General features: G+C 70.1%; 19 protein-coding genes. 11 read left to right on the plus strand and 8 right to left on the minus strand.

The features are described 5' to 3' along the window. Nucleotides 1–10: 10 nt before the first annotated feature. Nucleotides 11–679, minus strand: coding sequence for a GNAT family N-acetyltransferase (locus ABZ194_RS18095; RefSeq protein WP_355597549.1), 669 nt, complete (start codon nucleotides 677–679; stop codon nucleotides 11–13). Nucleotides 680–893: 214 nt separating this feature from the next. Then, nucleotides 894–1640: a GntR family transcriptional regulator gene (locus ABZ194_RS18100; RefSeq protein ID WP_355597551.1), complete on the minus strand. Its 747-nt coding sequence runs from the start codon at nucleotides 1638–1640 to the stop codon at nucleotides 894–896. A 1288-nt stretch (nucleotides 1641–2928) separates the two neighbouring features. On the opposite strand from ABZ194_RS18100, the gene ABZ194_RS18105 reads away from it, so the two are divergent. The 3 genes from ABZ194_RS18105 to ABZ194_RS18115 all read left to right on the plus strand — a co-directional run bounded on the left by ABZ194_RS18105 (nucleotide 2929) and on the right by ABZ194_RS18115 (nucleotide 6910). Beyond that, nucleotides 2929–4047, plus strand: coding sequence for a right-handed parallel beta-helix repeat-containing protein (locus tag ABZ194_RS18105; protein ID WP_355597553.1), 1119 nt, complete (start codon nucleotides 2929–2931; stop codon nucleotides 4045–4047). 241 nt (nucleotides 4048–4288) lie between these two features. Further along, entirely contained in the window at nucleotides 4289–5428 is a 1140-nt protein-coding gene (locus ABZ194_RS18110; RefSeq protein ID WP_355597555.1) for a right-handed parallel beta-helix repeat-containing protein, read from the plus strand. 183 nt (nucleotides 5429–5611) lie between these two features. Next, a complete protein-coding gene (locus tag ABZ194_RS18115) occupies nucleotides 5612–6910 on the plus strand; it encodes a DUF2252 domain-containing protein (protein ID WP_355597557.1) in 1299 nt (432 codons plus the stop codon). Between the two features lie 148 nt (nucleotides 6911–7058). On the opposite strand, the gene ABZ194_RS18120 is transcribed toward ABZ194_RS18115, so the two are convergent. After that, complete coding sequence (locus ABZ194_RS18120) at nucleotides 7059–7919, minus strand: hypothetical protein (protein WP_355597559.1); 861 nt, start codon at nucleotides 7917–7919, stop codon at nucleotides 7059–7061. Between the two features lie 276 nt (nucleotides 7920–8195). Between ABZ194_RS18120 and ABZ194_RS18125 the strand changes: the two genes are divergently transcribed. From ABZ194_RS18125 to ABZ194_RS18135, 3 genes are all read left to right on the plus strand, one after another. Further along, nucleotides 8196–8882 (plus strand): TetR/AcrR family transcriptional regulator, encoded by a 687-nt coding sequence (locus tag ABZ194_RS18125; RefSeq protein ID WP_355597561.1) that lies wholly within the window; start codon nucleotides 8196–8198, stop codon nucleotides 8880–8882. Nucleotides 8883–9125: 243 nt separating this feature from the next. Next, complete coding sequence (gene glnII, locus ABZ194_RS18130) at nucleotides 9126–10139, plus strand: glutamine synthetase (RefSeq protein ID WP_355597563.1); 1014 nt, start codon at nucleotides 9126–9128, stop codon at nucleotides 10137–10139. A 162-nt stretch (nucleotides 10140–10301) separates the two neighbouring features. After that, complete coding sequence (locus ABZ194_RS18135) at nucleotides 10302–11150, plus strand: helix-turn-helix domain-containing protein (protein ID WP_355597565.1); 849 nt, start codon at nucleotides 10302–10304, stop codon at nucleotides 11148–11150. Nucleotides 11151–11282: 132 nt separating this feature from the next. Here the strand turns inward: ABZ194_RS18135 and ABZ194_RS18140 are convergent, their stop codons facing one another. Further along, entirely contained in the window at nucleotides 11283–12539 is a 1257-nt protein-coding gene (locus tag ABZ194_RS18140; protein ID WP_355597567.1) for an alpha/beta fold hydrolase, read from the minus strand. A gap of 130 nt (nucleotides 12540–12669) precedes the next feature. On the opposite strand from ABZ194_RS18140, the gene ABZ194_RS18145 reads away from it, so the two are divergent. Both ABZ194_RS18145 and ABZ194_RS18150 read left to right on the plus strand, forming a co-directional pair. Further along, nucleotides 12670–14376, plus strand: coding sequence for a protein kinase (locus ABZ194_RS18145; protein ID WP_355597569.1), 1707 nt, complete (start codon nucleotides 12670–12672; stop codon nucleotides 14374–14376). Between the two features lie 455 nt (nucleotides 14377–14831). Further along, nucleotides 14832–16400 (plus strand): CHAP domain-containing protein, encoded by a 1569-nt coding sequence (locus ABZ194_RS18150; protein WP_355597571.1) that lies wholly within the window; start codon nucleotides 14832–14834, stop codon nucleotides 16398–16400. Nucleotides 16401–16473: 73 nt separating this feature from the next. On the opposite strand, the gene ABZ194_RS18155 is transcribed toward ABZ194_RS18150, so the two are convergent. Beyond that, nucleotides 16474–18252 carry a serine protease gene (locus ABZ194_RS18155; RefSeq protein ID WP_355597573.1) on the minus strand — a complete coding sequence of 593 codons (1779 nt, stop codon included), beginning with the start codon at nucleotides 18250–18252 and terminating at the stop codon, nucleotides 16474–16476. Nucleotides 18253–18452: 200 nt separating this feature from the next. Then, nucleotides 18453–20675, minus strand: coding sequence for an MMPL family transporter (locus ABZ194_RS18160; RefSeq protein ID WP_355597575.1), 2223 nt, complete (start codon nucleotides 20673–20675; stop codon nucleotides 18453–18455). A gap of 123 nt (nucleotides 20676–20798) precedes the next feature. Between ABZ194_RS18160 and ABZ194_RS18165 the strand changes: the two genes are divergently transcribed. Next, the gene (locus ABZ194_RS18165) at nucleotides 20799–21347 is read left to right on the plus strand and encodes a TetR family transcriptional regulator (RefSeq protein WP_355597577.1); all 549 of its coding nucleotides are present in this window, start codon (nucleotides 20799–20801) and stop codon (nucleotides 21345–21347) included. Between the two features lie 73 nt (nucleotides 21348–21420). Here ABZ194_RS18165 and ABZ194_RS18170 read toward each other — a convergent pair whose 3' ends face one another. Next, nucleotides 21421–22890 (minus strand): serine/threonine-protein kinase, encoded by a 1470-nt coding sequence (locus ABZ194_RS18170; RefSeq protein ID WP_355597579.1) that lies wholly within the window; start codon nucleotides 22888–22890, stop codon nucleotides 21421–21423. 133 nt (nucleotides 22891–23023) lie between these two features. Between ABZ194_RS18170 and ABZ194_RS18175 the strand changes: the two genes are divergently transcribed. Both ABZ194_RS18175 and ABZ194_RS18180 read left to right on the plus strand, forming a co-directional pair. Further along, a complete protein-coding gene (locus tag ABZ194_RS18175; protein WP_355597581.1) occupies nucleotides 23024–23833 on the plus strand; it encodes a HipA family kinase in 810 nt (269 codons plus the stop codon). After that, the gene (locus tag ABZ194_RS18180) at nucleotides 23830–24210 is read left to right on the plus strand and encodes a DUF3037 domain-containing protein (RefSeq protein WP_355597583.1); all 381 of its coding nucleotides are present in this window, start codon (nucleotides 23830–23832) and stop codon (nucleotides 24208–24210) included. The genes ABZ194_RS18175 and ABZ194_RS18180 overlap by 4 nt, the downstream gene beginning before the upstream one ends. Nucleotides 24211–24350: 140 nt before the next feature. On the opposite strand, the gene ABZ194_RS18185 is transcribed toward ABZ194_RS18180, so the two are convergent. Continuing rightward, a complete protein-coding gene (locus ABZ194_RS18185) occupies nucleotides 24351–25193 on the minus strand; it encodes a DUF4081 domain-containing protein (protein ID WP_355597623.1) in 843 nt (280 codons plus the stop codon). Nucleotides 25194–25203: the final 10 nt, after the last annotated feature.

A 25203-nucleotide genomic window follows, 5' to 3' on the forward strand; every position in this document is an offset into this window, starting at 1 on the left:
TCGCCGTGGTTCAGACATGCTCCGCCACGGAGGATTCCCGGCTGCTCCCGGAGGATCCCGGACGCTGCGCCGACGGCTCGCGAGACTCCACCGACGCCCCACGGCGGTCCACGAACGGCAGCGCGGTTCCGAAGGCACCGCCGCGCAGGCCACCGGCCCGCTGGAACAGTGCTCCCGAAGCGCGGTGCGGAAGGTCGACCGTACGGAGGTGGGTGAAACGCTGGCCCCGATAGTAGTCCTGGAGTCCGGGGTTGTCCTTGGAACAGTCAAGCCGGAGCCAGCGCCTTCCCGTCGTCAGTACGCGCAGGCCGGCCCAGTCGAGCAGTGCCTGGCCGAGACCCCGGCCGGAGTAGCCGCGCGCCACGGACAGCTTGTGGACGTAGAGAGCCGATCCGGGTACGTCCTCGGCGGCCCAGAACTCGGGGTCGGCGTGGCCGTCCAGGGCGAGGGTGGCCACGAGCCCCTCCTCGCCGTCCAGCAGGTACATGCTGCCCTCCTCGATCAGCGGGGCGATGCGCTCGGCGGGGAAGCCCCCGACGGGCCACTGCCGTACACCCCGGCCGTTCAGCCAGCCGGCGGTCTCCGCGAGAAGCGCGAGCACTCCCGGGAGGTCGGCCTCGACGGCCCTGCGCAGGGTGAGCGGACGCGCGGTGACGGAGTTGACGGTGTTCGAGTGCATGGTTCATCCCTTCGTCGCACGGAGTGCGTGAACAGACACGGAGAGTCGCCGAATAATGGCGCACGGCATCCATGTCCGGCCTAGGCGGAGCGCCTAGGGGTCTTGAGGGAGCGGCGAAACGGCGCCGCGCCTACCCGCCCGGCGAGCGCGGCCCGATGGTCGCCCGCGGCGCGGGCAGAGGGGGGGCCGGCCCGTCAGGGCGGTCACGGAAACGTCAACGGCTTTCCAGCTCGTATCTGACCAGGTGCTTGTCGGCCGGGAGCACCGACACCGCGACCCGCACGGGGGCGTCGTTCTCGTCGTAGCCGACCCGGATGTAGACGACCACCGGCGTGCCCGACTGGAGCTGGAGCCGCTCGGTCTCGGAGCTGTTGGGCATACGCGCCCAGATGTCGTCCACCATGCGGACCTGCAGATGGCCGAGCTCGGCCAGCACCCTGTTGGCTCCGCGCATGATGTCGCCGGGCCGGGTGATCTCGGAGTCGGCGACCAGCGCCAGCGGGAAGTAGGAGTCGTTGGTGTTGTACGGCTGGCCGTCCACGAACCGCAGCCTGCGGCGGACCACGGCGAGCTCGTCGTCGGCCAGTTCCAGCCGACTGGCGATGTCCTCGGCCGGATGCACGATCGAGACCTCGATGTTCTGGCTCGGCACGCGCCCCTCCTGGGAGACGGCCCAGGCGAACGCCTCCCTGGTCTCCTCCGGCTGCGGCTGGAGCTCTCGCTGGGGGTGGATGAGCAGGGGGCGGCGCTCTCTGACCACGGTGCCCCTGCGCGGGGTACGGGTGATCAAACCCTCGTTGACCAGCTCACCCAGGGCGAGCCGCACGGTGTTGCGGCTGACCTGATGCGCCGTCATGAGTTCCACTTCGGTCGGCAGCTGATCCCCCGGGCCGAGCGCACCGGAGTAGATGGTCCTCCGAAGCTCGGAGGCCACCAACTGATACAGCGTTGACCGCGCCATTTAGTCCCCTTTGTGCCAACAAAACTAGACGATCTGGTTCTACCGGGGAACAGCCTCTTGACCCAACCTCTATCTACCCGCATTATCCAATCGTTGGTACAAAACCATCGAAAGGTCGGCGAGGGGGTGGGGGTCGATGCTGTCGGTCCGTCTGGGGGCGTCAGATCCACCGGGGCGCGGCCCCCGCGAGGCAACGGGTTCACTGCGCTACCCGTTGCGTCGCCACGACCTCACCCGTGCACACCAGAGCGACGGGGGCGGGCTGTCGATGCTTTCCGCACTGACAGATCTCACCGTATGGTGTAGAAACGGGCTTTTTATCTGGAATGGGGAGAGGCGGGAGACCCCCCATCCGGCCGGTGATCCGGCCGGGACGGCGCGCCTCACCTCACGGCACCACCGGAGATCGGTCTCCGGTGACGACCCCTTCGAGGAGGGCGCGGCTCCCCAGGTCCACGCCTCTCCCGTCACCGGCTCCGTGCGCGTCTAGACGGTGCGAGGACCCCAACCCTCGCCGGGGTCCTCGCACCACCGCGCCGGGGAAGAGCGCGTCCTGGCGGGTCCCCCACGCCCGCCAGGACGCGCCTTCATCTCCGGGCACCCCGGGCACGCGGGCCGTCTCCCCGGCGTCCATGACGGATTTCGAGACCTCCCGAGCGCTCTGGAACACTCCGAACGTCTCTGGTCCCTGAACCCTCCTGTGATCGTCTGAAGGGTTCCGCGGCTCACGCGCCCCGGGGATCTCCGATCGGCCCCGGGCGGCGACTCCGCGCCCCGGCGCGCCACGAACACCGTGCGACGCCCCGGGCGGCCCCGGACCAATCCCTGGATCACCCGCCGACGACCGCGGGAAACCTCCGAGCACGCGGGGTCATCCCGCCGGCGTCCACGCCGGCGGCGGCCCGCTGATCTTCTTCCGGGATGCTTACGGCCGGTTTCAGCCGTGAGCCACGGGCCGCTCCGGCCCGCGAGACGACCACCGAGGGCATCGGCCCGTTCGAGGCTCTGGCGGGGATCGCTCCGCGGGAGGCGACACCTCGGCCGCGGCCATGCCGCCCGGCGTGACCGTCGCCCCGTGGGGGTGCTCATCGAGGACGGCCCCGACATCTCCCACCATAAGACCATTACCGGTAAGGGATCATTAATGATCCTTGGAGGTGCCGTTTCACTGGCTTTTCAGCTCATCGTATCTCGCGCATTCTAAGGCAGTGATCCCTCCTGCCGATAAATGTTTCGGGGCGGCTCGGCGGAGAAACCGGAAACAATCCACCGAAGAGCCGGGAGAGAAATGACGGTAAATCATGCGACCGAGGTGGGGCGGCGCTCGCACACGGCCGCCGCGGCCCTCGCGCTCGTCCTGTCGGCCGCCCTGGCGACGGCTCCGCCCGCCTCGGCCGACACCACGGTGAACTGTGGCGACACGCTGACCGCCGACGTCACCCTCACCGCCGACCTGACCTGTGCCAACGGTTCGCTGACGATCGACGCCGGCAACGTGACCGTCGACCTCGCCGGCCACACCCTCACCGGGGTCGCCCTCAAGATGAGCAAACACAGGGGCCTGACCGTGAAGAACGGCACCATCACGGGGGTCGAATACGGTCTCTGGCTCCTCGACGGCACTGCGACCCTGTCCGGAGTGCGTCTTGTCGGCTCGAAGGTGAAAGCGACCGGTCAGACGGCTCTGGCCGTCGGCGGGACACCCGGCACCTGCCTCCTGGAGGGGGCGTACGTCATCGACGGCTCACTGACCATCGACAACTGCACCGTGCACGGCGCCGTCGGCGCCTTCGACGGGGACGGAGTGCTGGCGGTGCGGTCGAGCGTCCTCACCAACGGCTCCCTGGCCGTCAACCAGGCGGACAACGGGGTCATCACCGGAAACGTCTTCGACAACTTCCCGGTATCGGTCGTCGGAGACTCCCGTAACACCCTGCTGCGGAACAACGTCTTCAAAAACGCCGGCACCGGTCTTGAGCTCGACTATGTGTCCACAGCGGCGATCACCGTCGAGTACAACCTCTTCACGAAGAACTCCGTCGGTCTGAGCGTCCCGTGGCGCTTCTACAACATAAACGTGAGAAAAAACCTGTTCGCCGGCAACCGCGTGGCCGGGATGAACATCTACAACAGGTTCCCGCGCCTCAACCCCTATCCGGTGTCCGAGAACGTCTTCCTGGGCAACGGCCACTCACCCGGCGGAACCACCGACAGGGCGGGCAACCCCGTCCAGGGCGGCATTCACCTCCTGGTCGACGACCCTCGGTATCCGATCACCCTGACCCGCAACACCGGCGCGGGCAACGCCGGCCCCCTCATCTGGGCACCACCCGGCCAGGTGATCGACGGCGGCGGCAACAAGGGCCCCTGCGCCCCACAGCCCAACCCCGACCTCACCTGCACCTGAGCCCCCCGGTACGCCTCCGAACGGAGGTACGGCCCCGAACGGAGGTACGGCTCCCGCCCACCACGGCGAGAGCCGTACCCGTCCGGCCGGGGAGTCTCCGGACAGGTCCCCGTCCGCTTCAATGGCTTTTCAGATCTTCACATCCCGTGCATTCCAGGGCGCTTATCCATCCTGCCGATAAATGTTTCGGGGCGGCTCGGCGGAGAGGCCGGAAACAATCCATCGAAGAGTCGGGAGAGAAATGACGGTAAACCACACGGTGAAAACGGGACGGCGGCTGCGCACCACGGCCGCGACCCTGGTGCTCGTCCTGCTGACCGCCCTGGCGACGGCTCCGCCCGCCTTGGCCGACACCACGGTGAACTGTGGCGACACCCTCACCACCGACGTCACCCTCACCGCCGACCTGACCTGCTCCAGCCATGGCAGCCTGACGATCGACGCCGACAACGTGACCGTCGACCTCGCCGGCCACACCCTCACCGGAGCCGGCGTCTACATCGACGGGCACGTGGGCCTGACCGTGAAGAACGGCACCATCACCGGCATCTCAAACGGCCTCCACGCCACCGGGGGCGCCTCCGCGACATTCTCCGGAGTGCGCCTCGTCGGAGCGAAAGTGCTGGCACGGGGCAACCGCACGCTGGTCGCCATCAAGGGAACCCTCAGAACCTGCCTCGTCGAGGGGGTGTCCGCCGCGAAGTACATCGGGTTGACGATCGACAACTGCACCGTGCACGGCGACGTCAGCACCTTCGACGGATACACGCCGCTGGCTGTGCGGTCGAGCATCCTGACCAACGGCTCCCTGAACATCGCCGCGGCGAACAACGGCGTCATCACCGGAAACGTCTTCGACAACTTCCCGGTGAGGGTCATCGCGCTCTCCCGCAACACCCTGCTGAGAAACAACGTCTTCAAGAACGCCGGCACCGCTCTTGAGCTCGACTACGTCGACAGGCGGGCGATCACGGTCGAGTACAACGTTTTCAGCGGCAACTCCATCGGCCTGGGCATCCAGCGGTTCAACGACATAGACGTGAAAAGGAACCTGTTCGCCGGCAATCGCACCGCCGGAATCTTCATGAACAACAATCTTCCGCCCCGCAACCTGTACCCGATCGCCGAGAACGTCTTCCTGAACAACGGCCGCGACCCCAGCGGGGTCACCGACCAGGAGGGAAACCCGGTCCAGGGCGGCATCCACATCCGCAGCCTCTCGGCCGTCCCCGACCGCCCGAACCCGATCACCCTGACCCGCAACACCGGCGCGGGCAACGCCGGCCCCCTCATCTGGGCACCACCCGGCCAGGTGATCGACGGCGGCGGCAACAAGGGCCCCTGCGCCCCACAGCCCAACCCCGACCTCACCTGCACCTGAGCCCCCCGGTACGCCTCCGAACGGAGGTACGGCCCCGAACGGAGGTACGGCTCCCGCCCACCACGGCGAGAGCCGTACCCGTCCGGCCGGGGAGCCTGGCGAGTCACTCCCGGTTGGCGCGTTCCAGATCTGTAACACCTCTCGTGTGGCGAAATTTCGCTCCGTACCTCTAACGTGCGCATCATGACCACCGATGGGCGCTCAGCCCACATTCTCAATGTCCTGATCACCGAGTTCGGTGAATCCATCAGGCGTGATCCGGCAGCCTTCCGGCGCAAGTTCCGGAAGATGGCCGCGTCCCCCTTCGCCTTCTACCGGGGCAGCGCCAGCCTGTTCTACGCGGACATGACCGGGGCCTTCGCCTGCGAGGACTTTCTCGACGACCAGACCCGCCGGGTGTGGATCCACGGCGATCTGCACGCCGAGAACTTCGGCACCTACATGAACGCCTCGGGTGTGCTGGTCTTCAACGTCAACGACTTCGACGAGGCCTACGTCGGCCCCTACGTCTGGGATCTCAAGCGGTTCGTGGCCAGTGTCGCGCTCATCGGCTACGCCAAGGCCCTGTCGGACCAGGTGATCACCGAACTGGTGACCGAGTTCGCCCACGCCTACCTCACCGAGCTGACCGGCATCTCGGAGGGCGGGGACGACGCGATCGGCTCGCTGACGCTGGAGACCACCACCGGTGTGCTCCACCGGGTCCTGCAGATCGCCCGGTTGAACACCCGGGTGGCGCTGCTGGACACGGAGACCACGATCGACGACTTCGACCGCCGGTTCGCCGCCCTGGAAGGCCGCTACCCGGTCGACGAGGACACCCGGCACGCGGTGGAGGCGGCCTTCCGGGACTATCTGACCACGCTCCCCTCCGTCTCCGAGGTCGAGCACAAGATCAAGGACTTCGCGCTCCGCACCGGGGTCGGCATCGGCTCGGCGGGGCTGCCCTCCTACAACATGCTCCTGGAGGGCCACACGCAGGCCCTGGAGAACGACGTCATCCTCTACATGAAACAAGCGCAGGTTCCGGCCGTGGCCCGGTACATCACCGACGAGAAGGTGCGCGACTACTTCAAGCACCAGGGGCACCGTACGGCCGAGTCGCAGCGGGCCCTGCAGGCGTACGCCGATCCCTGGCTCGGCTACACCACGTTGAACGGTGTCGGCCAGCTTGTCGCCGAGGTCTCCCCCTACTCCGCCGACCTCGACTGGGGCGACGTCAACGAGCCGGACGAACTCGCCTCGGTGATCCGCGACCTCGGCCGGGCCGTGGCCCGCATGCACTCGGTGGCCGACGACGAGTCCAGCCACGACCTGGTGGACTTCTCCACCGAGGACGCGATCGTGACCGTGATCGGCGGCGACACCGGCGGCTTCACCGGGATGCTGGTCGACTTCGCCCACGCCTACGGCGCGCGGGCCAGGACCGATCACCACCTCTTCGTCGACCTGTTCCGCAACGGCCGCCTCCCCGGCCTCTGAGCGCTCGGTCTCCGGACACGTCTCCGAACACGCGAAACCCGGTACGTACCCGGTCTGTGAGGTGGCACCGGAGACGGAAGGCCGCCGGCCCGCGCCCCTGAGCCCTCGTCATGGGCCTGGCACCGGCCGGCGGAACGGCGGGGTCCCGTCAGCTCCCGCCCCCGCCCGCCCTCCGGGCGATCGCCTCGGCCAGCGCGTCGGCCAGGTTGGCCGCGGCGCCGGGCGCGTAGCGCAGATACAGGTAGGGCTCGGTGAGTTCCAGCTCGATGAGGGCCGGGGTGCCGTCGGCCAGCCGGACCAGGTCGACGCGGGCGTAGAGCACTCCGGGAAACTCGCCGAGCACCCGCTCGGCGAGGGCGATCTGGTCGGGCTCCGGTGTGCGCGGCTCGGCCTGGCCGTTCTCCTCGACCAGGTCGGCGACGTTCCCGGTGAGCATCGGGACACGCCGTACGGCGTGGCTGAACCGGCCGCCGAAGTAGAGCATCGAGGTCTCCCCCTCGGCCTCCACCATGTCCAGATAGGGCTGGACCATCACTGTCTGCCCCTCGGCCACCAGCCGGGCCGCGTGAGTCACGGCCACGGTCCGGTCCCCGGTCCTGATCGTGTTACGGGCCGCGGCCGACACCGAGGGTTTCACCACGTACTCGTCGAGGAACGGCAGGTCCAGGGTCTCGCCCGGCGCGACCCAGGAGGTGGGAACGGTCGGCGCGGCCAGGTGCCGCAGGTAGGTCTTGTCGGTGTTGCGTTCCAGCACCGCGGCCGGGTTGAGTAAGAGGGTGACCGACTCGACGTGATGGGCCCACCCGACGAACTCCGCCCGCCGGGTCACGTAGTCCCACGGGCTGCGGACCACCACGGCGTCGAACGCGGCCCAATCGGTGCCGGGGGTGTCCCAGCGCACGACGTGCCCGATGATCCCTGCCTCGGCCCAGGCCGCGAGGGCGACCTCCTTCTCGTCGTCGACCCCTTCCGGGTCGGTAAAAGTCACGTAGGCCGCGGAAGCACCCACCTGATGTCCCCCTATGTCAGTATCAGTCAGACACCGGGGACATTACCTAAGGCATCCACCGCTTTCCCGTCCCCGCGACTCACGCCACCAGAACCCACGCCACCGGAACCCACGCCGCCGGAGCCGACGGCCTCAGAGCCGGGAGGGCCGGAACGGGAGGGCCCGATGAGGGCCCTGAAAACCGATGCCGGCACGCGCTCGTTCGGCGGGTGGAGGTGGGATGAGCTGGCGTGTTCGGGTGAACAAGCGATTGCGCAAGGGCTCATAATGAACGACGTGAACACGCGAAAGAACTCCGGCGGCGCGACCACCACCGGCAGGCGGCAGGGCACCACGAAGCGTGCGGCCACGTCCGCCTCCGCCTCCGAGCGCCGCGACCACCTCGTCAAGCTCGCCGCCGACCTCTTCGCGCGCAAGGGCTTCCAGGCGACCACCGTCCGGGAGATCGCGGAGGAGGCGGGCATCCTCTCCGGGAGCCTCTACCACCACTTCGACTCCAAGGAGACGATCGTCGACGAGGTGCTGACCACCTTCCTCGACGACCTCGTCGGCCGTTACCGCGCCGCGCTGGGGCAGGAGGGGGAGCCCCGCGAGACCCTCGCGGAGATGGTGCGCATCGGGTTCGGCACCCTCGAACCGCACCGCGCCGCGATCACCGTCATGCAGAACGACTGGAACTACCTGCTCTCCCTGTCCGGCGACCGCTTCGACTATCTGGTCAAGGCCGAGGACGAGGTCGAGCGCATGTGGGTCGAGCAGATCAAGCTCGGCCAAGCCGCCGGCCAGTTCCGCGCCGACATGGATCCCAAGCTGACCTACCGCATGATCCGCGACACCATCTGGGTCGCGGTCCGCTGGTTCCGGCCGGGCGGGCGGCTGAACACCGCCGCCCTGGCCGAGCACTACATCACGGTCCTGTTCGACGGGGTGGCGACCGGCGAGCGGAGCACCCAGCGGGGATGACATCCCCTCTCGATCTCTCCCCGCGCCCCGAAATCCTCTCTCCCCTCGGTTCACCCCGCCGGGCCCCGCGAGCGGCCCACCGCTCCCCCGGCGGACGGCGGCAAAATTTTATCATCGCTTCCACCTGGCCAAACAGACCTATGTAACGTCCTGTTCACATACGGGCAACAGATGAGAAATCGCGACTTGCAACTCTTTGAGAGCAGCAACCACTCCTCCTCAAGGATTCCAAGGACTCCGCCGATGACCTTCAAGGCTGAATACATCTGGATCGACGGCACCGAGCCGACCGCCAAGCTCCGGTCGAAGACCAGGATCCTGGCCGGCGGCGCCGAGCCTCCGCTCTGGGGCTTCGACGGATCCAGCACCAACCAGGCCGACGGCCCCTCCTCGGACCGTGTGCTCAAGCCGGTGTTCACCTGCCAGGACCCGATCCGCGGCGGCGGCAACGTGCTGGTGCTCTGCGAGGTCCTCTACCCCGACATGACCCCGCACGTCAGCAACACCCGCGCCGCCCTCACCGAGGTGGCCGAGAGGTTCGCCGACCAGGAGTCCTGGTTCGGCATCGAGCAGGAGTACACCTTCTTCAAGGAGGGCCGCCCGCTCGGCTTCCCGAGCGGCGGCTTCCCCGCCCCGCAGGGTGGTTACTACTGCGGCGTCGGCGCCGACGAGGTCTTCGGCCGCGACGTCGTCGAAAAGCACCTCGACCTGTGCCTGGAGGCCGGTCTGGCGATCTCCGGCATCAACGCCGAGGTCATGCCCGGCCAGTGGGAGTTCCAGGTCGGCCCCGCGGGCCCGGTCGAGGTCTCCGACCACCTGTGGATCGCCCGCTGGCTGCTCTACCGCGTGGCCGAGGACTTCGACATCGCCGCCACGCTCGACGCCAAGCCGGTGAAGGGTGACTGGAACGGCGCCGGCGCGCACACCAACTTCTCCACCAAGGCGATGCGCGAGGGCTACGACCCGATCATCACCGCCTGCGAGGCCCTCGCCGAGAACGCCATGGAGCACGTCAAGCACTACGGCGCCGGCATCGAGGACCGTCTCACCGGCCACCACGAGACCGCCCCGTGGAACAAGTTCAGCTACGGCGTCTCCGACCGCGGCGCCTCGGTCCGCATCCCGTGGCAGGTCGAGGTGGAGAAGAAGGGCTACATCGAGGACCGCCGTCCCAACGCCAACGTCGATCCCTACCTGGTGACCCGCCTCATCGTGGACACCTGCTGCACCGCCCTGGAGAAGGCCAGCCGGCTCTGATCCACCACGTGTCAAGGCCGTGACCGCCCTGCCGGGGGTGGTCGCGGCCTGCCGCGTTCGGGGTCGTCTCCCAGGCCAATACTCCACAGTGATTAATACGGAGCCGAATAAGGTGCTTTAGGACAACGCTAAAGGACCGCGATGCGCCGTAACATAACTGCGATGCGGGATGTGGTAGAGCAGTTGCAGCGCCTGGGCATGTCGGGGTACGAGGCCAAGGCGTATGTCACGCTGGTGGTCGCCGGACAGCCACTCAACGGCTACGAGGTGGCCAAACGCTCCGGTGTGCCCAGGAGCACCGTCTACGAGACGCTCGGCAAGCTGGTCGCCAGGGGTGCGGCCTACGAGTTACGCGGCCCCGAGGAGGCCACCGGCTACCTGCCGCTACCGCCCCGGGCGCTGCTGGAACGCATGCGGCGGGAGTTCGACGACTCGATCGAGGCTCTGCAGTCCTCGCTGCCCACGATCGCCGCGCCACCCGGCGCCCACCTGATCTACAACCTCAAAGGCGCGGAGGCGGTGCTCACGCGGGCCGAGGACGTGGTGGCCGCCGCGCACACCGACCTGTTCCTGTCGGTCTGGCCCGAGGAGATGAGGCGGCTCTCCCCGCTGATCGGGCGGGCGGCCGAACACGGGGTGAGCGTTTCGGTGATCCACTTCGGCCCCGTCCAGACCGGGGCCGGGCACCTGTACGAGCACCGGTTCCCCACCCCCGAGGCGGTCATGGAGGACCTGGGCTGCCGTCTCCTGGTCGTCGCCGGCGACCGGGGCGAGGTCCTGATCGGCGGGTTCGTGAACGGCTCGGCCTGGGGCGTCTACACCGAGGACCCGGCCGTGGTCCTGACGGCGGTGGAGTACGTCAGAAACGACATCACCCTGCAGATCATCGCCGACCGGATCGGGCACGGGCCGCTGCGGGAGCTCTGGACCGACCCCGAGCTCATCCGCCTGCGCACCGGACAGGGCCACTCGTCCGCCCTGCTCCGCACCATCGGGCTACCCGAACCCTGAACGACCGGCGGACCGTACGGGCGGGCGGCGACGAGGTGACGCACGTGATCTGCGGCGCCGCTACGGCCGGTCCTACCGCGTCGTCATCGCCGTGCCGGCCGTAAACGCCGGCGCTAGCCGTGGACGCCGGCGCTAGCCGTGGACGCCGCCGACCATGTCCATCAGACGGCCGAGAACCCGGCCGTCCGAGACGCGGACACCGTCGTGCTCCCACTCGTTGGTCACCCAGGTCCGCATGTTCCCGATCGCGCGGGCGGTCCGCATGGACAGGCCCTCGTCGACGTACATGTCGTCGTAGTAGACGGCGGCGGCCACCGGGACCTTGTTGGCCGCCAGCCGTACGGGGTCGTAGAGGTCGGGCCAGGCGGAGTCGGAGGCGAGGATCTCGGCGGCGCCCTTGAAGGGGCGCAGGGCCGAGATCTCGTCGAACATCCAGGGATAGATCATCTCCCCGACGGGCAGCAGCGGCCGGCCGGCCTCGGCGAACTCCGGGGGCAGCAGCCGGTGGGCGGACCACCCGGAGCCGGCCCCCTGGGCGTAGATCGGCTCGTGCAGAACCGCGTAGAGGGGGTTGCCGACGAACCCGGTGGCCATCATGACCTCGTAGAGGAACAGGTCGGAGAGCTTTCCGCCGGTCCACGCCTCGTCGAGGACCCAGTGCAGATAGTCGGCCCCGTCGCTCATGCCCAGGCACAGGCCCATGGTCTGCAGGCGGCGCACGGTCAGCACGTCGCCGTCCGGGAGCCGGACCTCCTCCTCGCGCAGGTGCGCGGCTATCTCGTCCAGCCGGGCCGAATCCCCGGGATAGCGGGCGAAATAACGGTCCACCTTGGCGCGGACCCGGGGATAGGTGTGGGCGTAGACGTCGTCGGCGGTCGCGTCGATCCCCGGCAGGCCACCGGTGATGTAGCAGGCTCTGAGCCCCTCGGGCGCCCGGGAGAGGTAGGTCAGCGTGATGAACCCGCCGTAGCTCTGGCCGAGGGTCTCCCAGGGCCGGTCGGCGTTGAGCTCACGCCGGATCAGCTCGGCGTCGGCCACGATCGCGTCGGCGCGGAAGTGCCTGAGCCGGGCTGCCAGCTCGGCGTCCGTACCGGTCACCGTCTTGGCGGTCACCGGGGTGCTGCGGCCGGTCCCCCGCTGGTCGAGCAGGAGCACCCGGTGAGTCTTCAGCGCGTGGCCCAGCCAGCCGTCGGCCGCCGTCGGCCTCGGCGACTTGCCGCCGGGACCGCCCTGGAAGAAGACCAGCCACGGCAGGTCCTGATCCCGCCTGGCCGGATCCACCGCCTCTCGGGCGAAGACCTCGATCGTCGCCCCGCCGGGGTCGGCGTGGTCGAGGGGAACGGTGAACACGTGGTCGGTAAGCGCAACACCAGGCAGCAGGACAGTCACGGGCGAAACATTACCGGTTGGGGCGTTCAGTGCAATGAGCTCACCTCCGCCCGCAAAGTTCGCCAACCGTGACAACCAACAGTGGGGGTGAGACCGTCGAACAAGCGACGGCGCTCGGAGGGGGAACTCAATGGTCCCGGGATACCGCGAGGTTCGGGAGCTTGGCGCGGGGGGAGGCGGCCGGGTGGTGCTGGCCACCTACACCGCCACCGGTGCCTACGTGGCCATCAAGTACCTGAACGCGGACCTGCGGGACGACCGCCGCTTCCTGCTGCGCTTCCGCGAGGAGGCGCGCGTCATGGTGGAGCTGCGCGACCCGAACGTGGTCCAGTTCTACGAGTACTACGAGGACGTGCTCGAAGCCGCGATCGTCATGGAGCTGGTGGACGGGGTCGCCCTCAGGAGAATCCTCGCCGAGCACGGCACCACCAGCCCCGAGGCCGCGCTGGTGGTGCTCAAGGGCTCCCTGCTCGGCCTGGCGTTCGCGCACTCCGCCGGGATCGTACACCGCGACTACAAGCCGGAGAACGTGCTGATCCAGGCCGACGGCACCAGCAAGCTGACGGACTTCGGCGTCGCCACCCGCGCGGGGGAGCCGGACCTGCCCGCCGGCACCCCCTCCTACATGGCCCCGGAGCAGTGGGACGGGCACCCGGCCGGCCCGGCGACCGACGTCTACGCGGCCACCTGCGTGTTCTTCGAGTGCCTCACCGGGCACAGACCGTACCGGGCCGGCCATCACGCCGCGCTGATGCACCAGCACCGGACCGCGCCGATCCCGCTGGACGCGGTGCCGGGCTCGGTGCGCGAGCTGATCGCCCGGGGCATGGCGAAGAGGCCGGTGGACCGGCCGGCGACGGCGCGGGCGTTCGTCGCCGAGCTGGAGACGGCGGCTCTGGCCGCCTACGGGCCGGAGTGGGAGCAGCGCGGGCGGCGGCACCTGGCCGAGCTGGCGACGCTGCTGGCGCTGGCCTTCCCGCTGGCCCGGCCCGCGCCGAGGGCGAGCACCTCGCTCGCGCGGAGCGTGGCCGGCCGCGTGGGCGGGGTACGGCGTCCCCGGCTGACCCCCCGGATTCTGGCCTCGGTGGCCGTGATCACCGTCGCGGTCACCGTCGGACTGGTCTCCGCCGGCCGTTCGACCGACCGGCTCTCCGCCGACACGGTCTTCACCCCTCCGCCGCGATCCCCCTCCGCCCAGAACACGCCGCCCGGGACGGAGGGCGGGTCCCCTCCACCGGAGCCGGTCGTCCCGGCGAAGCCGCCACAGAGCGCCGTCGGCTGGACGGCACCGCCGGCGGAGACCGCCGATCCGAGCCGCCCCTCCGTGCCCGGCCGGGCCGTTCCGGAACACTCTCCCCGGCCACCGGCCCCGATCACGACCGCACCCCGGACGCCGCCCCCCGCTCCCGCGCACGTGGTCACCAACCTGACGATCGCCGGGATGGACGAGGACGGGGCCGTGATCGCCCTGCGCGCGTCGACCGGGGCGAGGGTCGTGCTGACCGTCGCCTTCGCCGAGGGCCGGGACCTCGACCGGCTGACCGAGGCGCCCCCGCGCGCCTTCACGCTCACCGGGGCCGACGTCCACTCCCAGGCCGTGCCGTACGACTTCACCGCCCCGGCCTGCGGGCAGACCCTCTACCGGCGGGTCACGGCCTCCACCTCCCCCCGGTCCCCCGGCGGAGAGCGGAGCCGGACGACGGAGGTCAGGGGCGAGCCGTGCCCGGTCCCGGACCCCGGCCCCTCGGTCTCCGAACCCCCCTCCGACGGCGGGACACCTCCGGCCGAAACCCCGGACGACACCCCGGCCGACACCTCGAAGGACACCCTCTTCTGACCCGGGGCCCCTTCCCCGCACCCGCCGCCGGTGACAGGCCGGTCTCATCGGTTGATCACCGAGGGTGAGTGAACGTGTCCGTGTCGAGGACCGCGGGACAGGGGGTCCCGTTTGGGGCCTGTTGTGGTTCCACGGGATGAATGTTGGCAAACGCCCCTAGAGGGAGGTTTAAGAATGAAAGCAGGGAGAACAGCGTCGACGTCAGGTTTTGGGTGATCTATGTGGCTAAGAGCACATTAGCGTGCACTTTACCTTCTTGTGACTTACCCTTTACCCAGGTAACCTCACTCGTCACGGAAGGCGACTGCCCAATGGTGCTGCCACACGTGTCCCGACCACACCCGCGGCCAATCCTCGCCTGCCACGTCACCGCTCAACCCCCGCCTTCCGGCGGCCCGGCCGAGGGAGCGGCGCGATCACGTCTCCACGACCGTGGGAGGTGAGCAGAACCCCCTATGAGCCCTGAGATGCAGAAGTTCATCGAACTGCTGGAGAGCCAGCTCGGATACTCCGAGAAGAGCGGCGGCTACACCAAGTTCGGTGACTGGTACGGCAGCGACGTCGAGTTCGACGCGGACTACAGCGCGGCGCCCTGGTGCGACATGTATCTGTCGTGGGCGGCCAAGAAGCTCGGCTACGAGGACTGGCTGGGCCAGTTCGCCTACACCGTCTATCACGCCCGATGGTTCCAGCAGCAGGGCGCCTGGGGCACCACCCCCAAGCCCGGCGCCATCGTCTTCTTCGACTGGGGCGGGTCGAGGCAGCTCAAGAAGATCGACCACATCGGGGTCGTGACCAGGGTCGAGGGCAGGACGATCCACACGATCGAGGGGAACATCGACGGCGGGGTCGCCAAGCGGAAGAAGCGCGACACCGCCAAAGTCGTCGGATACGGCTACCCCGAGAAGATCAAGGCCCGGCTGGAGAAGGAGGCCGCGCAGCAGCGGGAGATCATCACCGCCGACGCCCCCGTGGACAGCCCGATGACGCTCGGCCTCGGCCCCAGCCTGCTGTCGATGGTGTCCGCACCCGTGCGGGAGACCGTCCTGCCCGCGAGCCCCGTCCAGGCCAAGGCCGCCGCCCGGCACGCCAAGCCCGCCGTCGACTCCCCCGTCACGCCCTCCACGCCGGACAGGGCGCCCTCGGAGGCGCGGAAGAACAGCCGGACCGGGCAGAAGAACGCTCCAAAGACCGCCAAGACCCCCGCCCCGTCCCAGAGTTCCGCCGGCCGTACCGGCAAGCACTCCAAACCCGCCACCGCGGACACCAGCGCGATCGCCGTTCCCGCCCCGGTCGCCGTCCGCCACGACCTTCCCCTCGACATCTCACAGCTGGCCACCCCCGCCATCCTCGCGCCGGTCCTGCTCGCCGCGGCCGCGATCATCGCCCACGCCAAGGTCAGGCAGTCGAGGACACGGCCCGCGTTCGCCGGTCAGGGCCGCGCGGTCACCCGCCCGCCCCGCCGGACCCCGGGGCGCCGCCGGATCGTCAAGAACGTGCCCGTCCTCGCCGAGGGGCGCCGGTCCTCCCCGCGGGCCGTCTCCGAGACCACGCTCCCACCGGCCACGACGACCGGGTTCCCCTCGGTCACGTCCCCGCTCTCCCACGTCGAGGAGTCCCGTCAGAACGGGCTCGTCCACGCCGGTCACCCCGTGCCGTACGGCGAGCAGACCACGCCGCGTGGCCGGCGCCACGCCGGGCGACCCGTGCCCGGCGATCGGCGCCACGACGGCTCTCGCCTGCCTTACCAGGGCAGGCGCCGCCTTCACGAGCGCCCTGTGGTTGAGTCCTCCACATTTGTCCAGGACGCTCCTCTACGTGGCCGGCGTCACCGCCGGGCCGAGCCCGTGGTGAGCACGACCATGCCGTCGACACCGGCCGTTCCCGCCTCCCGGAGCACGCCGGCCGCCCTCACCGTTCCCGCCACCCCGGCCGTCCCGCTCGCGTCCCCCACCGGGGAGTACGGCGACGTCCTGGTCCACAGCGGCTACCGGGGCCGCCGCCGGGCGGGCGTACCGGCCTGAGAACGGTGACGCCTCCCGGCCGGGGACGTGATGTCCCCCGGCCGGGAGGCGTCGCCATCCCACCGGTCACCGGTCACCGGCCCTGGTCCGGCGGGCGATGCCCCATCGTGCGGCGCAACTGCTCCAGCTCCGCCTCAAGTCCGGCGATCCGGGTGTTCGCCCCGGGGCCGGGCTGTGGCTGCGCCGGTGGATACGGCGGCGGCTGATGCGGGGCGCCGTAGGACGGCTGCGGGGAAACGGCCCCCCTGTCCTCGGGGGCGGCCGGGAGCGGATACGGCGGCCGCTGCCGGTAGTGCTGCGACACGCCGTACGGCTGACCGGGCTGACCGGGCTGACCGGGCTGACCAAGTTGGCCGGGCTGTCCCTGACCGTACTGCCGGTCCTGTCCCGGCGGCGGATAGCCGGGCTGCGCGCCGTAGGGCGCGGGCGGGAAGGAGGACGGCGAGACCTTAGACCGGCTCCTGCCCCTGACCGCGGCGGCCAGGGCGCCGATCACGAACAGGGCGACCAGGCCGCCGCCTCCCCAGAGCAGCCACGGCAGGACCGGCGACGAGCTCTCGTCCTTGCCCGCGGTGACGGCCTGCTGGGAGTCGGTGATGTACTTGGCGACGTACGGGTGGTTCGGATGGAGCGCCTGTACCTCACGGAACTTGGGCAGCGCCTCGGAGTAGTGGTTGGCGAAGAAGAGGTCGAGCGCCTCGTTGTAGATCTTCGTCGTCACCGACTCGGCCGATGTGATGTTCTTCTCGTTCAGCTTCTCCCTGACGACGCTGACCGGCAGCACGAAGCTCTCGCCCTCGGTGGAGCCACCGTCCTGCTGGATCAGTCCGCCGACCAGGATGCCGATGACGTTGCCGTCCTTGCTGAACACCGGACCGCCCGAGTTCCCCGGATAGGACGGGGCCTGGGTCTGGATGTACGGCACGCCCTCCGGAGTCTGGCGGCCGGCGTTGTAGGGACCCTCGGTGAAGGCCGGGTCCAGCTTGGACTCCAGGTTGAACAGCGAGGTCTGCGTCACCGTTCCGGGGAACCCGCTGATGTAGAGGGTGTCGCCCACCCGCACGTCGGAGTCCTGGCCCAGTGGCACGGTCGGCAGATTGCCCTGCCCGTTGGCCTTGAGGATCGCGACGTCCTTGCCCGGGTAGACCGTGCCCTTGGCGACCAGCTCGATCGGCACCGCCTTGGCGGTCTTGTCCACCCCGCCGCCGGGCAGGCTCTGCAGCAGCGAGAGCGAGCTCTTGACGTTACGGATCTTGATGTTGTCCGCGTTCCAGACCTGGAAGATCTTGGCGGCCGTCCGGACGATCTCGTCGTCGGAGGCGATGTCACCCAGGTCCGCGACCAGGTCGGCGGCGTCCTTCTCGTTGACCTTGGTGAGCGCCTGCGCCGCGAAGGTCCGCGCCAGCTCGGTCTCCTCCTGGCCGACGCAGTGGGCCGCGGTCACCATGTAGCCGTCCGGCGTCACCCACCATCCGGTGCAGAGCCCGCCGGCCGTCGCCTCCACGACGCGCTCCGGCGCGCCCGGCGAGAAGTAGCGTCCGGGCTCCTTGGCCATCTGCTGGACGACCCACTTGTAGATGCTGTTCTCATCGGAGGAGATCTTGCCTGACTGAACGGCGGCGATGCCCCGCCGGGTCAGTGACTTGATCGCGTCCAGGTTCGCCACCGGGGTCGGCACGGCCACATCGGCCGTGTAGGACACCGAGGTCAGCTGCACGGCCGGATGCGTTCTGGCCGCCAGCCACGTTCCCACCGGGACGTCAAGGTCCTTCGGCTTCGCCAGGGCGGTCCCCGGCAGGGCCAGCACACCGGCCAGCACCAGCCCCGCCACGGCGCTGAGTCTTCCCAACATTCGCTTACTCTCCCCAAAAACGTGCTTCCCGGAGGTGAGCATGGCTCAGCCGACTTGGGGAGGACTTGGAAGCGACTGGGAGGTCCACGGGCCGTCGGCCGCCCGGCGGCACGCGCTCCGGCCGGACGCGCGGCGCGGTCGAGGATCGGAGGATCCGCCCGCCCGCACTGGACCGCGCCCGGACGCGGGGTGGGCGGGGATCAGGCGTGCGTGGCGCCGGCGAGTTCCTGGCCCGGCCTCTCGGCGGAGGACTCCTCGTCGTGTCCCTCGATGGAGAGGTCGGGCAGGATCCGCTCCAGCCACGCGGGACACCACCAGTTGAACCTGCCGAGCAGGACCATGGTCGCGGGCACCAGGAGGCCGCGGATCACGGTGGCGTCCACGGCCACGGCCACGGCCAGGCCGACGCCGAAGATCTTGACCATCGGGTCGGGGTAGGCGATGAAGGCGACGAAGACGGCGACCATGATCAGTGCCGCGGAGGTGATGACCCGGCCGGTCGATCCCAGGCCCTCCGCCACCGCCCTGCGGTTGTCCCCGTGCCGGAGATACGCCTGCCGTACCGCGGTGAGCAGGAAGACCTCGTAGTCCATCGACAGGCCGAACAGCACCGCGAACAGCATCAGCGGGATGTAGCTGTCGATCGGCACCGAGAAGAGGAGGGCGTCCACGCCGACCGGCGGGTCCATGCCGACCAGGCGGGTGCCCAGGCCGAGGGAGAAGACCAGCGCGAGCGCCCCGAAGGCGGTGCCGAGTGAGACCAGGTTCATCAGCGCGGCCTTGATCGCGACCACCGGCGACCGGAACGCCAGGAGCAGCAGGAGCGCGCTGAGCAGCACCACCACGCCGACGACCAGCGGGGTGCGCTCGGTGATCCTGGTGCTCGCGTCCGCCAGGGCGGCGACCTCTCCGCCCACGTGCACCCGCGCCCCCTCGACCCGGACCCCCCGTACGGCCCGGACCACCTCGATCGCCTCCGGATCGCTGGGCGCGTACTCCGGAACGGCCTGGAGCAGCGCGGCGGTGCCGTCGGCGTTGAGCACCGGGTCACCGGCGTGGACCACGCCGTCGACCGCGCCCACCCTCTCCTTCAGCGACCGCAGTACGGCGGGCACGGACCCGCCCTCGGCGGCCTTCTCGTCGAGGGCGGCCACCACGATCAACGGCCCGTTGGCGCCGGGACCGAACCCGGTACGGATCAGCTCGTAGGAGCGGCGGGCCGCGGTGTCCCGGTCGCCGTAGCCGTCGTCGAGCGAGCCGAGCTTGAGCCCGAGGGCGGGCGCGGCCAGCGCCCCGAGGATCGCGATGCTCAGCGCGAGCACGCTCCAGGGCCGCTTCGCCACCCAGGTGCCCAGGGCGCTCCATCCGGAGGGTCCGTCGCCGCGTCGGCGGCGGCCTATGAAGGGCAGGCGCAGCGCGTTGATCCGGTGCCCGAGCATGCCGAGCAGCGCGGGGACCAGGGTGATCGAGGTGATCACCGCGCAGACCACCGAGATGCCGGTGATCCAGCCGAGCGTCTGGAGCATCGGGAAGCCACCGAGCATCAGCGCGCTGAGCGCGATGATCACCGTACCGCCGGCGAACACCACCGCACCGCCCGAGCCGGCGACCACCCGGGGCACCGCGTCCGGGACCGGCACCCCGTCGGCCAGCAGCTTGCGATGCCTGCTGAGCAGGAAGAGCGCGTAGTCGATGCCGACACCGAGACCGATCATCGTCGCCATGATCGACGCCTGCTTGGGCACGTCCACGACATGGCCGAGCAGGCTGATCACCCCCAGCCCCGTCGCGATGCTGACCAGTGCCGTGAAGATCGGAACCATCGCGGCGACCAGGGTGCCGAACGCGAACAGCAGCACCAGCAGCGCGCAGACCACGCCGATGATCTCGCTGGTCCCGGTCTTGATCTCCTTGTCCGCCGGGGTGGACGCGTCGGCGGCCACCGCCTCCACGCCGAGCGCGCGCACGGGCTCGGCCGCGGCGGAGAGCCGTTCGGTGGTCTCGGCCAGTTTGTTGTTGTCGTGACCCTTCAGCCTGATCGTGATCAGGCCGGTCCGGGTGTCCGGCGCCAGCCCCCCGGGGCGGTAGGGCGTGTCCACCGCCACCACGTGCGGGACCTCGCGGAGGCGCTCCATCGCCGACTGCACCGCGCGCGTCCGCGGTGGGGAGGTGAGGGGACCGTCCGGGGAGTGGAGCACGATCTGGACCGTGCCGCCCGCGTCGTAGCCGGGGCCGAATCCGTCACGCATCAGGTCGTGGGCCCGCTGCGCGTCGGTGCCGGGGATGGCCGCGTTGCTGTTCACCGGACCGGGGAACAGGATGGAGCCCGCAGTCAGCAGCACCGCCGCGGTCACCCAGAGCGCCAGCACGGCCCTGCCGTGCCGCGCGCACCACCCTCCCAGTCGTCCCAGTAAACCCGACATCGGTGACCACCCTGCTCACAGGCCGAAATACAGCTGAACCACCGTCCTGTACGGGCGTACAGAACGTACTATGAGAGCGTAAGGGCCAATATCAAGAAATTCCGTGAAGCGCGTGGAAATGAGATGATGAACACACTTGAGCACGGCGACGACACGCGCAGCCGGATTCTCGACGCCGCCCGCCAGCTGTTCGCCGAGCGTGGCTACACCGCGACCTCGCTGGCCGACATCGCCTCGGCCGTCGGGCTGACGAAGACCGCCGTCGCCTACCACTTCCACCCCAAGGACCGGCTCGCGACCGAGCTGATCGCCCCCGCGGCCGAGGACATCGTGGCCCTGTTCCAGACCGACGTCGGCGACGAGCGCGCGTTCATCGGAGCGCTGGTGACCTTCATGGTCCGCCACCGGACCATCATCGGGTTGATCATGGAGGACATCAGCTGCGCCGACGACGCGCCGCCCGGCTCCCCCGGCGAGGCCATCCGCGCCTTCCGGGACGAGATCTACAACCGGCTGGCCGGACCGGACCCGGCCCCCGCCAGGCGGGTACGCGCCTGGACGCTCCTGGGGTCACTGCAGTACAGCGTGGTAAAGACGGTCGACCTGCCCGAGACGACCGTCCGGGAGCCTCTGCTCGCCGCCGCCTTCGCCCTGTGGGACTCCTCCGGCTGACCCGGTCCCATCCGCCGGAACCACCCCGGCCGGACACCTGCGGCCCACCGCCGACGGCGTCTCGTGGACCCGCTCAGCGGGACCTGGTGACCTCGCCTGAGTAGCGGGGGGTTCTCTCCCCCGATCTGGTCACCTCGAAGGCCAGCCTGTCGGCGTTCCGCCGGGAGAACACCACCGTGCCCGGATAGCACTGCCTGCCCTGGATTCGGTCCAGCCGATAGGCGAGGCCGGGTCCTGTCGCGGTGAGCCGGGCGTCGCAGTGCAGGTCGGCCCCCCACCTCATGGCGCCCCCGCCGCCCCCGGCGGCGAACCTGACCTCCACCGGGAAGATCCGTTCGGCGCCGGTGTAGTCGGCGACGCCGGTCCAGGTGCCCGGGTAGGGTCCCCCGCCGGGGAGGTCGTCACGGGACAGGAAGGCGATCGTCCCGGCCACGACGGCCACCAGCACCACCCCCGCCGTCATCGCGGGAAACCACCGGCGCCACACCCCCGCCTCCGGAAACCACCTGCCGTCCGCCCCCGCCGCCTCCGGAGACCACCGGCCCGCCTCCGGACCCCGCCGATGTGTCCGAGCCGTCCCCGGAAACCACCGGCGTCCCGGGCGGGGGTCCGTCGCCGGCGACTCCGCCGACGGAAACCCCGCCGCGGGAAACTCCGTCGTCGACAGGTCCACCGCCGGTAACTCCGCGGTCGTCACACCCGCCGTGACCGTGCTGTCCGGCCGGGACACCACGGCCGTCCGGCCGTACAGCCGGTGCAGCACCTCCTCTGCGACGGGCCGGGCGGCCGGATCGACGGCCATGCAGGCCACCACGATCTCCCGGAGCGGGCCGGCCAGCAGGCCCAGGTCGGGCTTGCCGTACAGGATCCTGGCCAGCACGGCGTGGTAGGAGTCGGCGGAGAAGGCGTGGCGGCCGGTGGCGGTGAAGGCCACGGTGAGCGCCCAGCTGAACATGTCGGCCGGAGGCCCGGCCGGCTCCCCCTTGATCTGCTCGGGGGACATGTAGGCCGGGGTGCCGAACGGGATCTTGCCGGTGGTGGTCGCGGCGTCCATCATGCGGGAGATGCCGAAGTCGATCACTCGCGGCCCGTCCATGCCGAGCAGGACGTTGCCCGGCTTGAAGTCACGGTGGACCACCCCGGCCCGATGGATGGCGGCCAGCGCCGTAGCGGTGCCGACCGCGACCCGGTCGAGCGAGCCGTCGGCGCGGGGCCCCTCCGCCACGACGTGCTCCTGGAGCGAGACGCCGTCGACGAACTCGCTCACGATGTAGGGGCGGGCGCCGTCGAGGTCGGCGTCGAGCACCTGGGCCGTGCAGAACGGGGCGACCCGCCGGACGGCCTCGATCTCCCCGATGAAACGGCGGCGGACCTTCTCGTCGTCCAGCAGCCTGGCGTGCAGCAGCTTCACCGCGACACGGGGGTGGTCGGCGGACTCGGCAAGGAAGACGACCCCCTGACCCCCCTGGCCGAGACGACCGGCCAGCCGGTAAGAACCCAGCCTCAGAGGGTCCTCGGGCCGGAGGGGAGCCGGTCGCGACATGCCACCCGACTATAACGAGATCCCCACCGGGTGAGGAAACCCATGAGGACACCGGGCGCACTCCCCCGTCACCGGCCCGGTGCGCGAACTCCGTCACCGCTCGGCGAAAGACGCGAACCGATACCCTGACAGGGTGCTGGAACAGATCACGGCCGTCCGCTATGTGACGCCCCTGCGGGAGGGCGGATCGCTGCCCGGGGTGGTCGAGGCCGATGACCTCGGCACCTATGTGGTGAAATTCCGGGGGGCCGGGCAGGGGCGCCGGGTGCTCGTCGCGGAGGTGATCTCCGCCGAACTGGCCAGGCGGCTGGGGTTCCGCACCCCGGAGCTGAAGGTGATCGACATCGATCCGCAGCTCGGGGCCCGGGAGCCCGACGAGGAGATCCAGGACCTGCTCAAGGCCAGCGCCGGCCTCAACCTGGCGGTCGACTTCCTGCCCGCCGCACTCGGCTTCGACCCGCTCACCTGGCCGCCGGACCCCGGTTTCGCCTCCCGGCTGCTCTGGTTCGACGCCCTGATCCACAACGTGGACCGGAGCTGGCGCAACCCGAACCTGCTCCTCTGGCACGGCGACCCCTGGCTGATCGACCACGGCGCCGCCCTGTGGTTCCACCACAACTGGCCCACCGCCGCCCCTCAGCGCGATTTCGACGCGGCCGACCACGTGCTGGCCCCCTCCGCCACCCGGATGGCGGAGGCGGACGCCGAGTTCAGCGAGAAGATCACCAGGGATTTCCTCGACGGGGTGGTGGACGAGGTTCCCGACGAGTGGCTGGAGGACGAGCCCGGGTTCGACGGGGCGGAGGCCGTACGGCAGGCGTATGTCGAGCACCTGCTGACCAGGGCCCAGGCCCCGCGCACCTGGCTGCCGGAGCCGTCGGACGCGCCGAGGCGGGAGACGAGGACCGGCTCGGTGGGCGCGTTCTGGAGGGACGACCGGTGAGAGACGTCTACGAGTACGCCGTGATCCGGGTGATCCCCCGGGTGGAGCGCGGCGAGTCGATCAACGCGGGCGTGCTGCTCTACTGCCAGCCGCGCGCCTACCTGTGCGCCCGGGTGGAGCTGGACGAACCACGGCTGCGCGCCCTCGACGCGCACGCGGACGTCGACGGCGTACGGCACGCGCTGGACGCCTATCGGCGCTCCTGCGCCGGTGAGGAGGGACCGCTGACCCGGGAGCCGCTCGGCGGCCGGTTCCGCTGGCTGACCGCCCCGCGCAGCACGATCGTGCAGACCGGACCGGTCCACGCCGGCCTCACCGCCGACCCGGAGGCCGAGCTGGAACGTCTGGTGGCCCGGCTGGTGCGGCCCCTCCGGTAAGCCCGGCGGCTCTGCGGGCCCGGCGCCCCCTACGAGGTGAACCGGTCGCCCGGCTCGACGCGAGGCCCCGTAAGCCCGGCGGCCACCGCCCCGGCACGTCCCCACCGTCTCCGCCACCGGTGTCGCGGGAGCGGACCGGCTCAGAAGAGCACCGACATGAAGGTGCCGACCTCCTTGAAGCCCGCCCTGCGGTAGGCGGCCCGAGCCGGCGCGTTGTAGTCGTTGACGTACAGCGAGACCACCGGCGCGAAGCAGTCGAGCGCGTGCTTGACCACCGAGGCCATTCCGGCCACCGCGTGGCCCCGGCCGCGCAGGTCGGGGTGGACCCAGACACCCTGAACCTGGCAGGCGTACGGTGTCACCGCGCCGATCTCGGCCTTGAAGACGACCCTGCCGTTGTCGATCCGCGCGTAGGACCTGCCGATCCGGATCAGCTCGGCGACCCTGGACCGGTAGAGGGCGCCGCCGTCCCCGGCCTCCGGGGAGACGCCCACCTCCTCGGTGAACATCGCCACGCAGGCGGGGAGCAGGATCTCGAACTCCTCCGGCCTGACCCGCCTGACCAGCGGGTCGGCCGGGACGGGGGACGGCCGGGTGGCCTCCATCAGCGGCTGGATCCAGCGGATCGCGCGGGCGGCCCCCCAGTAGGGTCTCAATCGTTCCCAGAGAAGTTCGACGGCGTCCGAGGGGCCGACGATGGAGGAGCAGCGGCGCCCCTGCTTGCGGGCTCGCTCGGCGAAGGCGTGCACGGCGTCGGGGCCGGCGTTCACCGGGACCAGGTTGGCCCCGGAGTAGCACAGAGAGCTCAGTGCGCCGCGCGGGCCGAACCCCCACATCTGACCGCCGAGCCTGGCCGGACTGAGTCCGACGGCACGGACCCTGGAGGCGACGAAGACGTTGGGGACGGGATCGGCGTCCAGGAGCGCCAGCACCTCGTCACGGTCGTTGTCGTCGAGCACACGCGACGCCATTGTGCGCAGCATCACGCGCTCA

Origin of the sequence: Streptosporangium sp. NPDC006007 (genome assembly GCF_040614315.1) — a bacterium.
Lineage (GTDB): Bacteria > Actinomycetota > Actinomycetes > Streptosporangiales > Streptosporangiaceae > Streptosporangium.

Excerpts from the sequence above, each read along its gene's own strand:
- ABZ194_RS18095 (WP_355597549.1), bottom strand. The coding sequence starts at position 679 with ATGCACTCGAACACCGTCAACTCCGTCACCGCGCGTCCGCTCACCCTG.
- ABZ194_RS18100 (WP_355597551.1), bottom strand. The coding sequence starts at position 1,640 with ATGGCGCGGTCAACGCTGTATCAGTTGGTGGCCTCCGAGCTTCGGAGG.
- ABZ194_RS18105 (WP_355597553.1), top strand. The coding sequence starts at position 2,929 with ATGACGGTAAATCATGCGACCGAGGTGGGGCGGCGCTCGCACACGGCC.
- ABZ194_RS18110 (WP_355597555.1), top strand. The coding sequence starts at position 4,289 with ATGACGGTAAACCACACGGTGAAAACGGGACGGCGGCTGCGCACCACG.
- ABZ194_RS18115 (WP_355597557.1), top strand. The coding sequence starts at position 5,612 with ATGACCACCGATGGGCGCTCAGCCCACATTCTCAATGTCCTGATCACC.
- glnII (WP_355597563.1), top strand. The coding sequence starts at position 9,126 with ATGACCTTCAAGGCTGAATACATCTGGATCGACGGCACCGAGCCGACC.
- ABZ194_RS18135 (WP_355597565.1), top strand. The coding sequence starts at position 10,302 with ATGCGGGATGTGGTAGAGCAGTTGCAGCGCCTGGGCATGTCGGGGTAC.
- ABZ194_RS18145 (WP_355597569.1), top strand. The coding sequence starts at position 12,670 with ATGGTCCCGGGATACCGCGAGGTTCGGGAGCTTGGCGCGGGGGGAGGC.
- ABZ194_RS18150 (WP_355597571.1), top strand. The coding sequence starts at position 14,832 with ATGAGCCCTGAGATGCAGAAGTTCATCGAACTGCTGGAGAGCCAGCTC.
- ABZ194_RS18155 (WP_355597573.1), bottom strand. The coding sequence starts at position 18,252 with ATGTTGGGAAGACTCAGCGCCGTGGCGGGGCTGGTGCTGGCCGGTGTG.
- ABZ194_RS18160 (WP_355597575.1), bottom strand. The coding sequence starts at position 20,675 with ATGTCGGGTTTACTGGGACGACTGGGAGGGTGGTGCGCGCGGCACGGC.
- ABZ194_RS18165 (WP_355597577.1), top strand. The coding sequence starts at position 20,799 with ATGATGAACACACTTGAGCACGGCGACGACACGCGCAGCCGGATTCTC.
- ABZ194_RS18170 (WP_355597579.1), bottom strand. The coding sequence starts at position 22,890 with ATGTCGCGACCGGCTCCCCTCCGGCCCGAGGACCCTCTGAGGCTGGGT.
- ABZ194_RS18185 (WP_355597623.1), bottom strand. The coding sequence starts at position 25,193 with ATGCTGCGCACAATGGCGTCGCGTGTGCTCGACGACAACGACCGTGAC.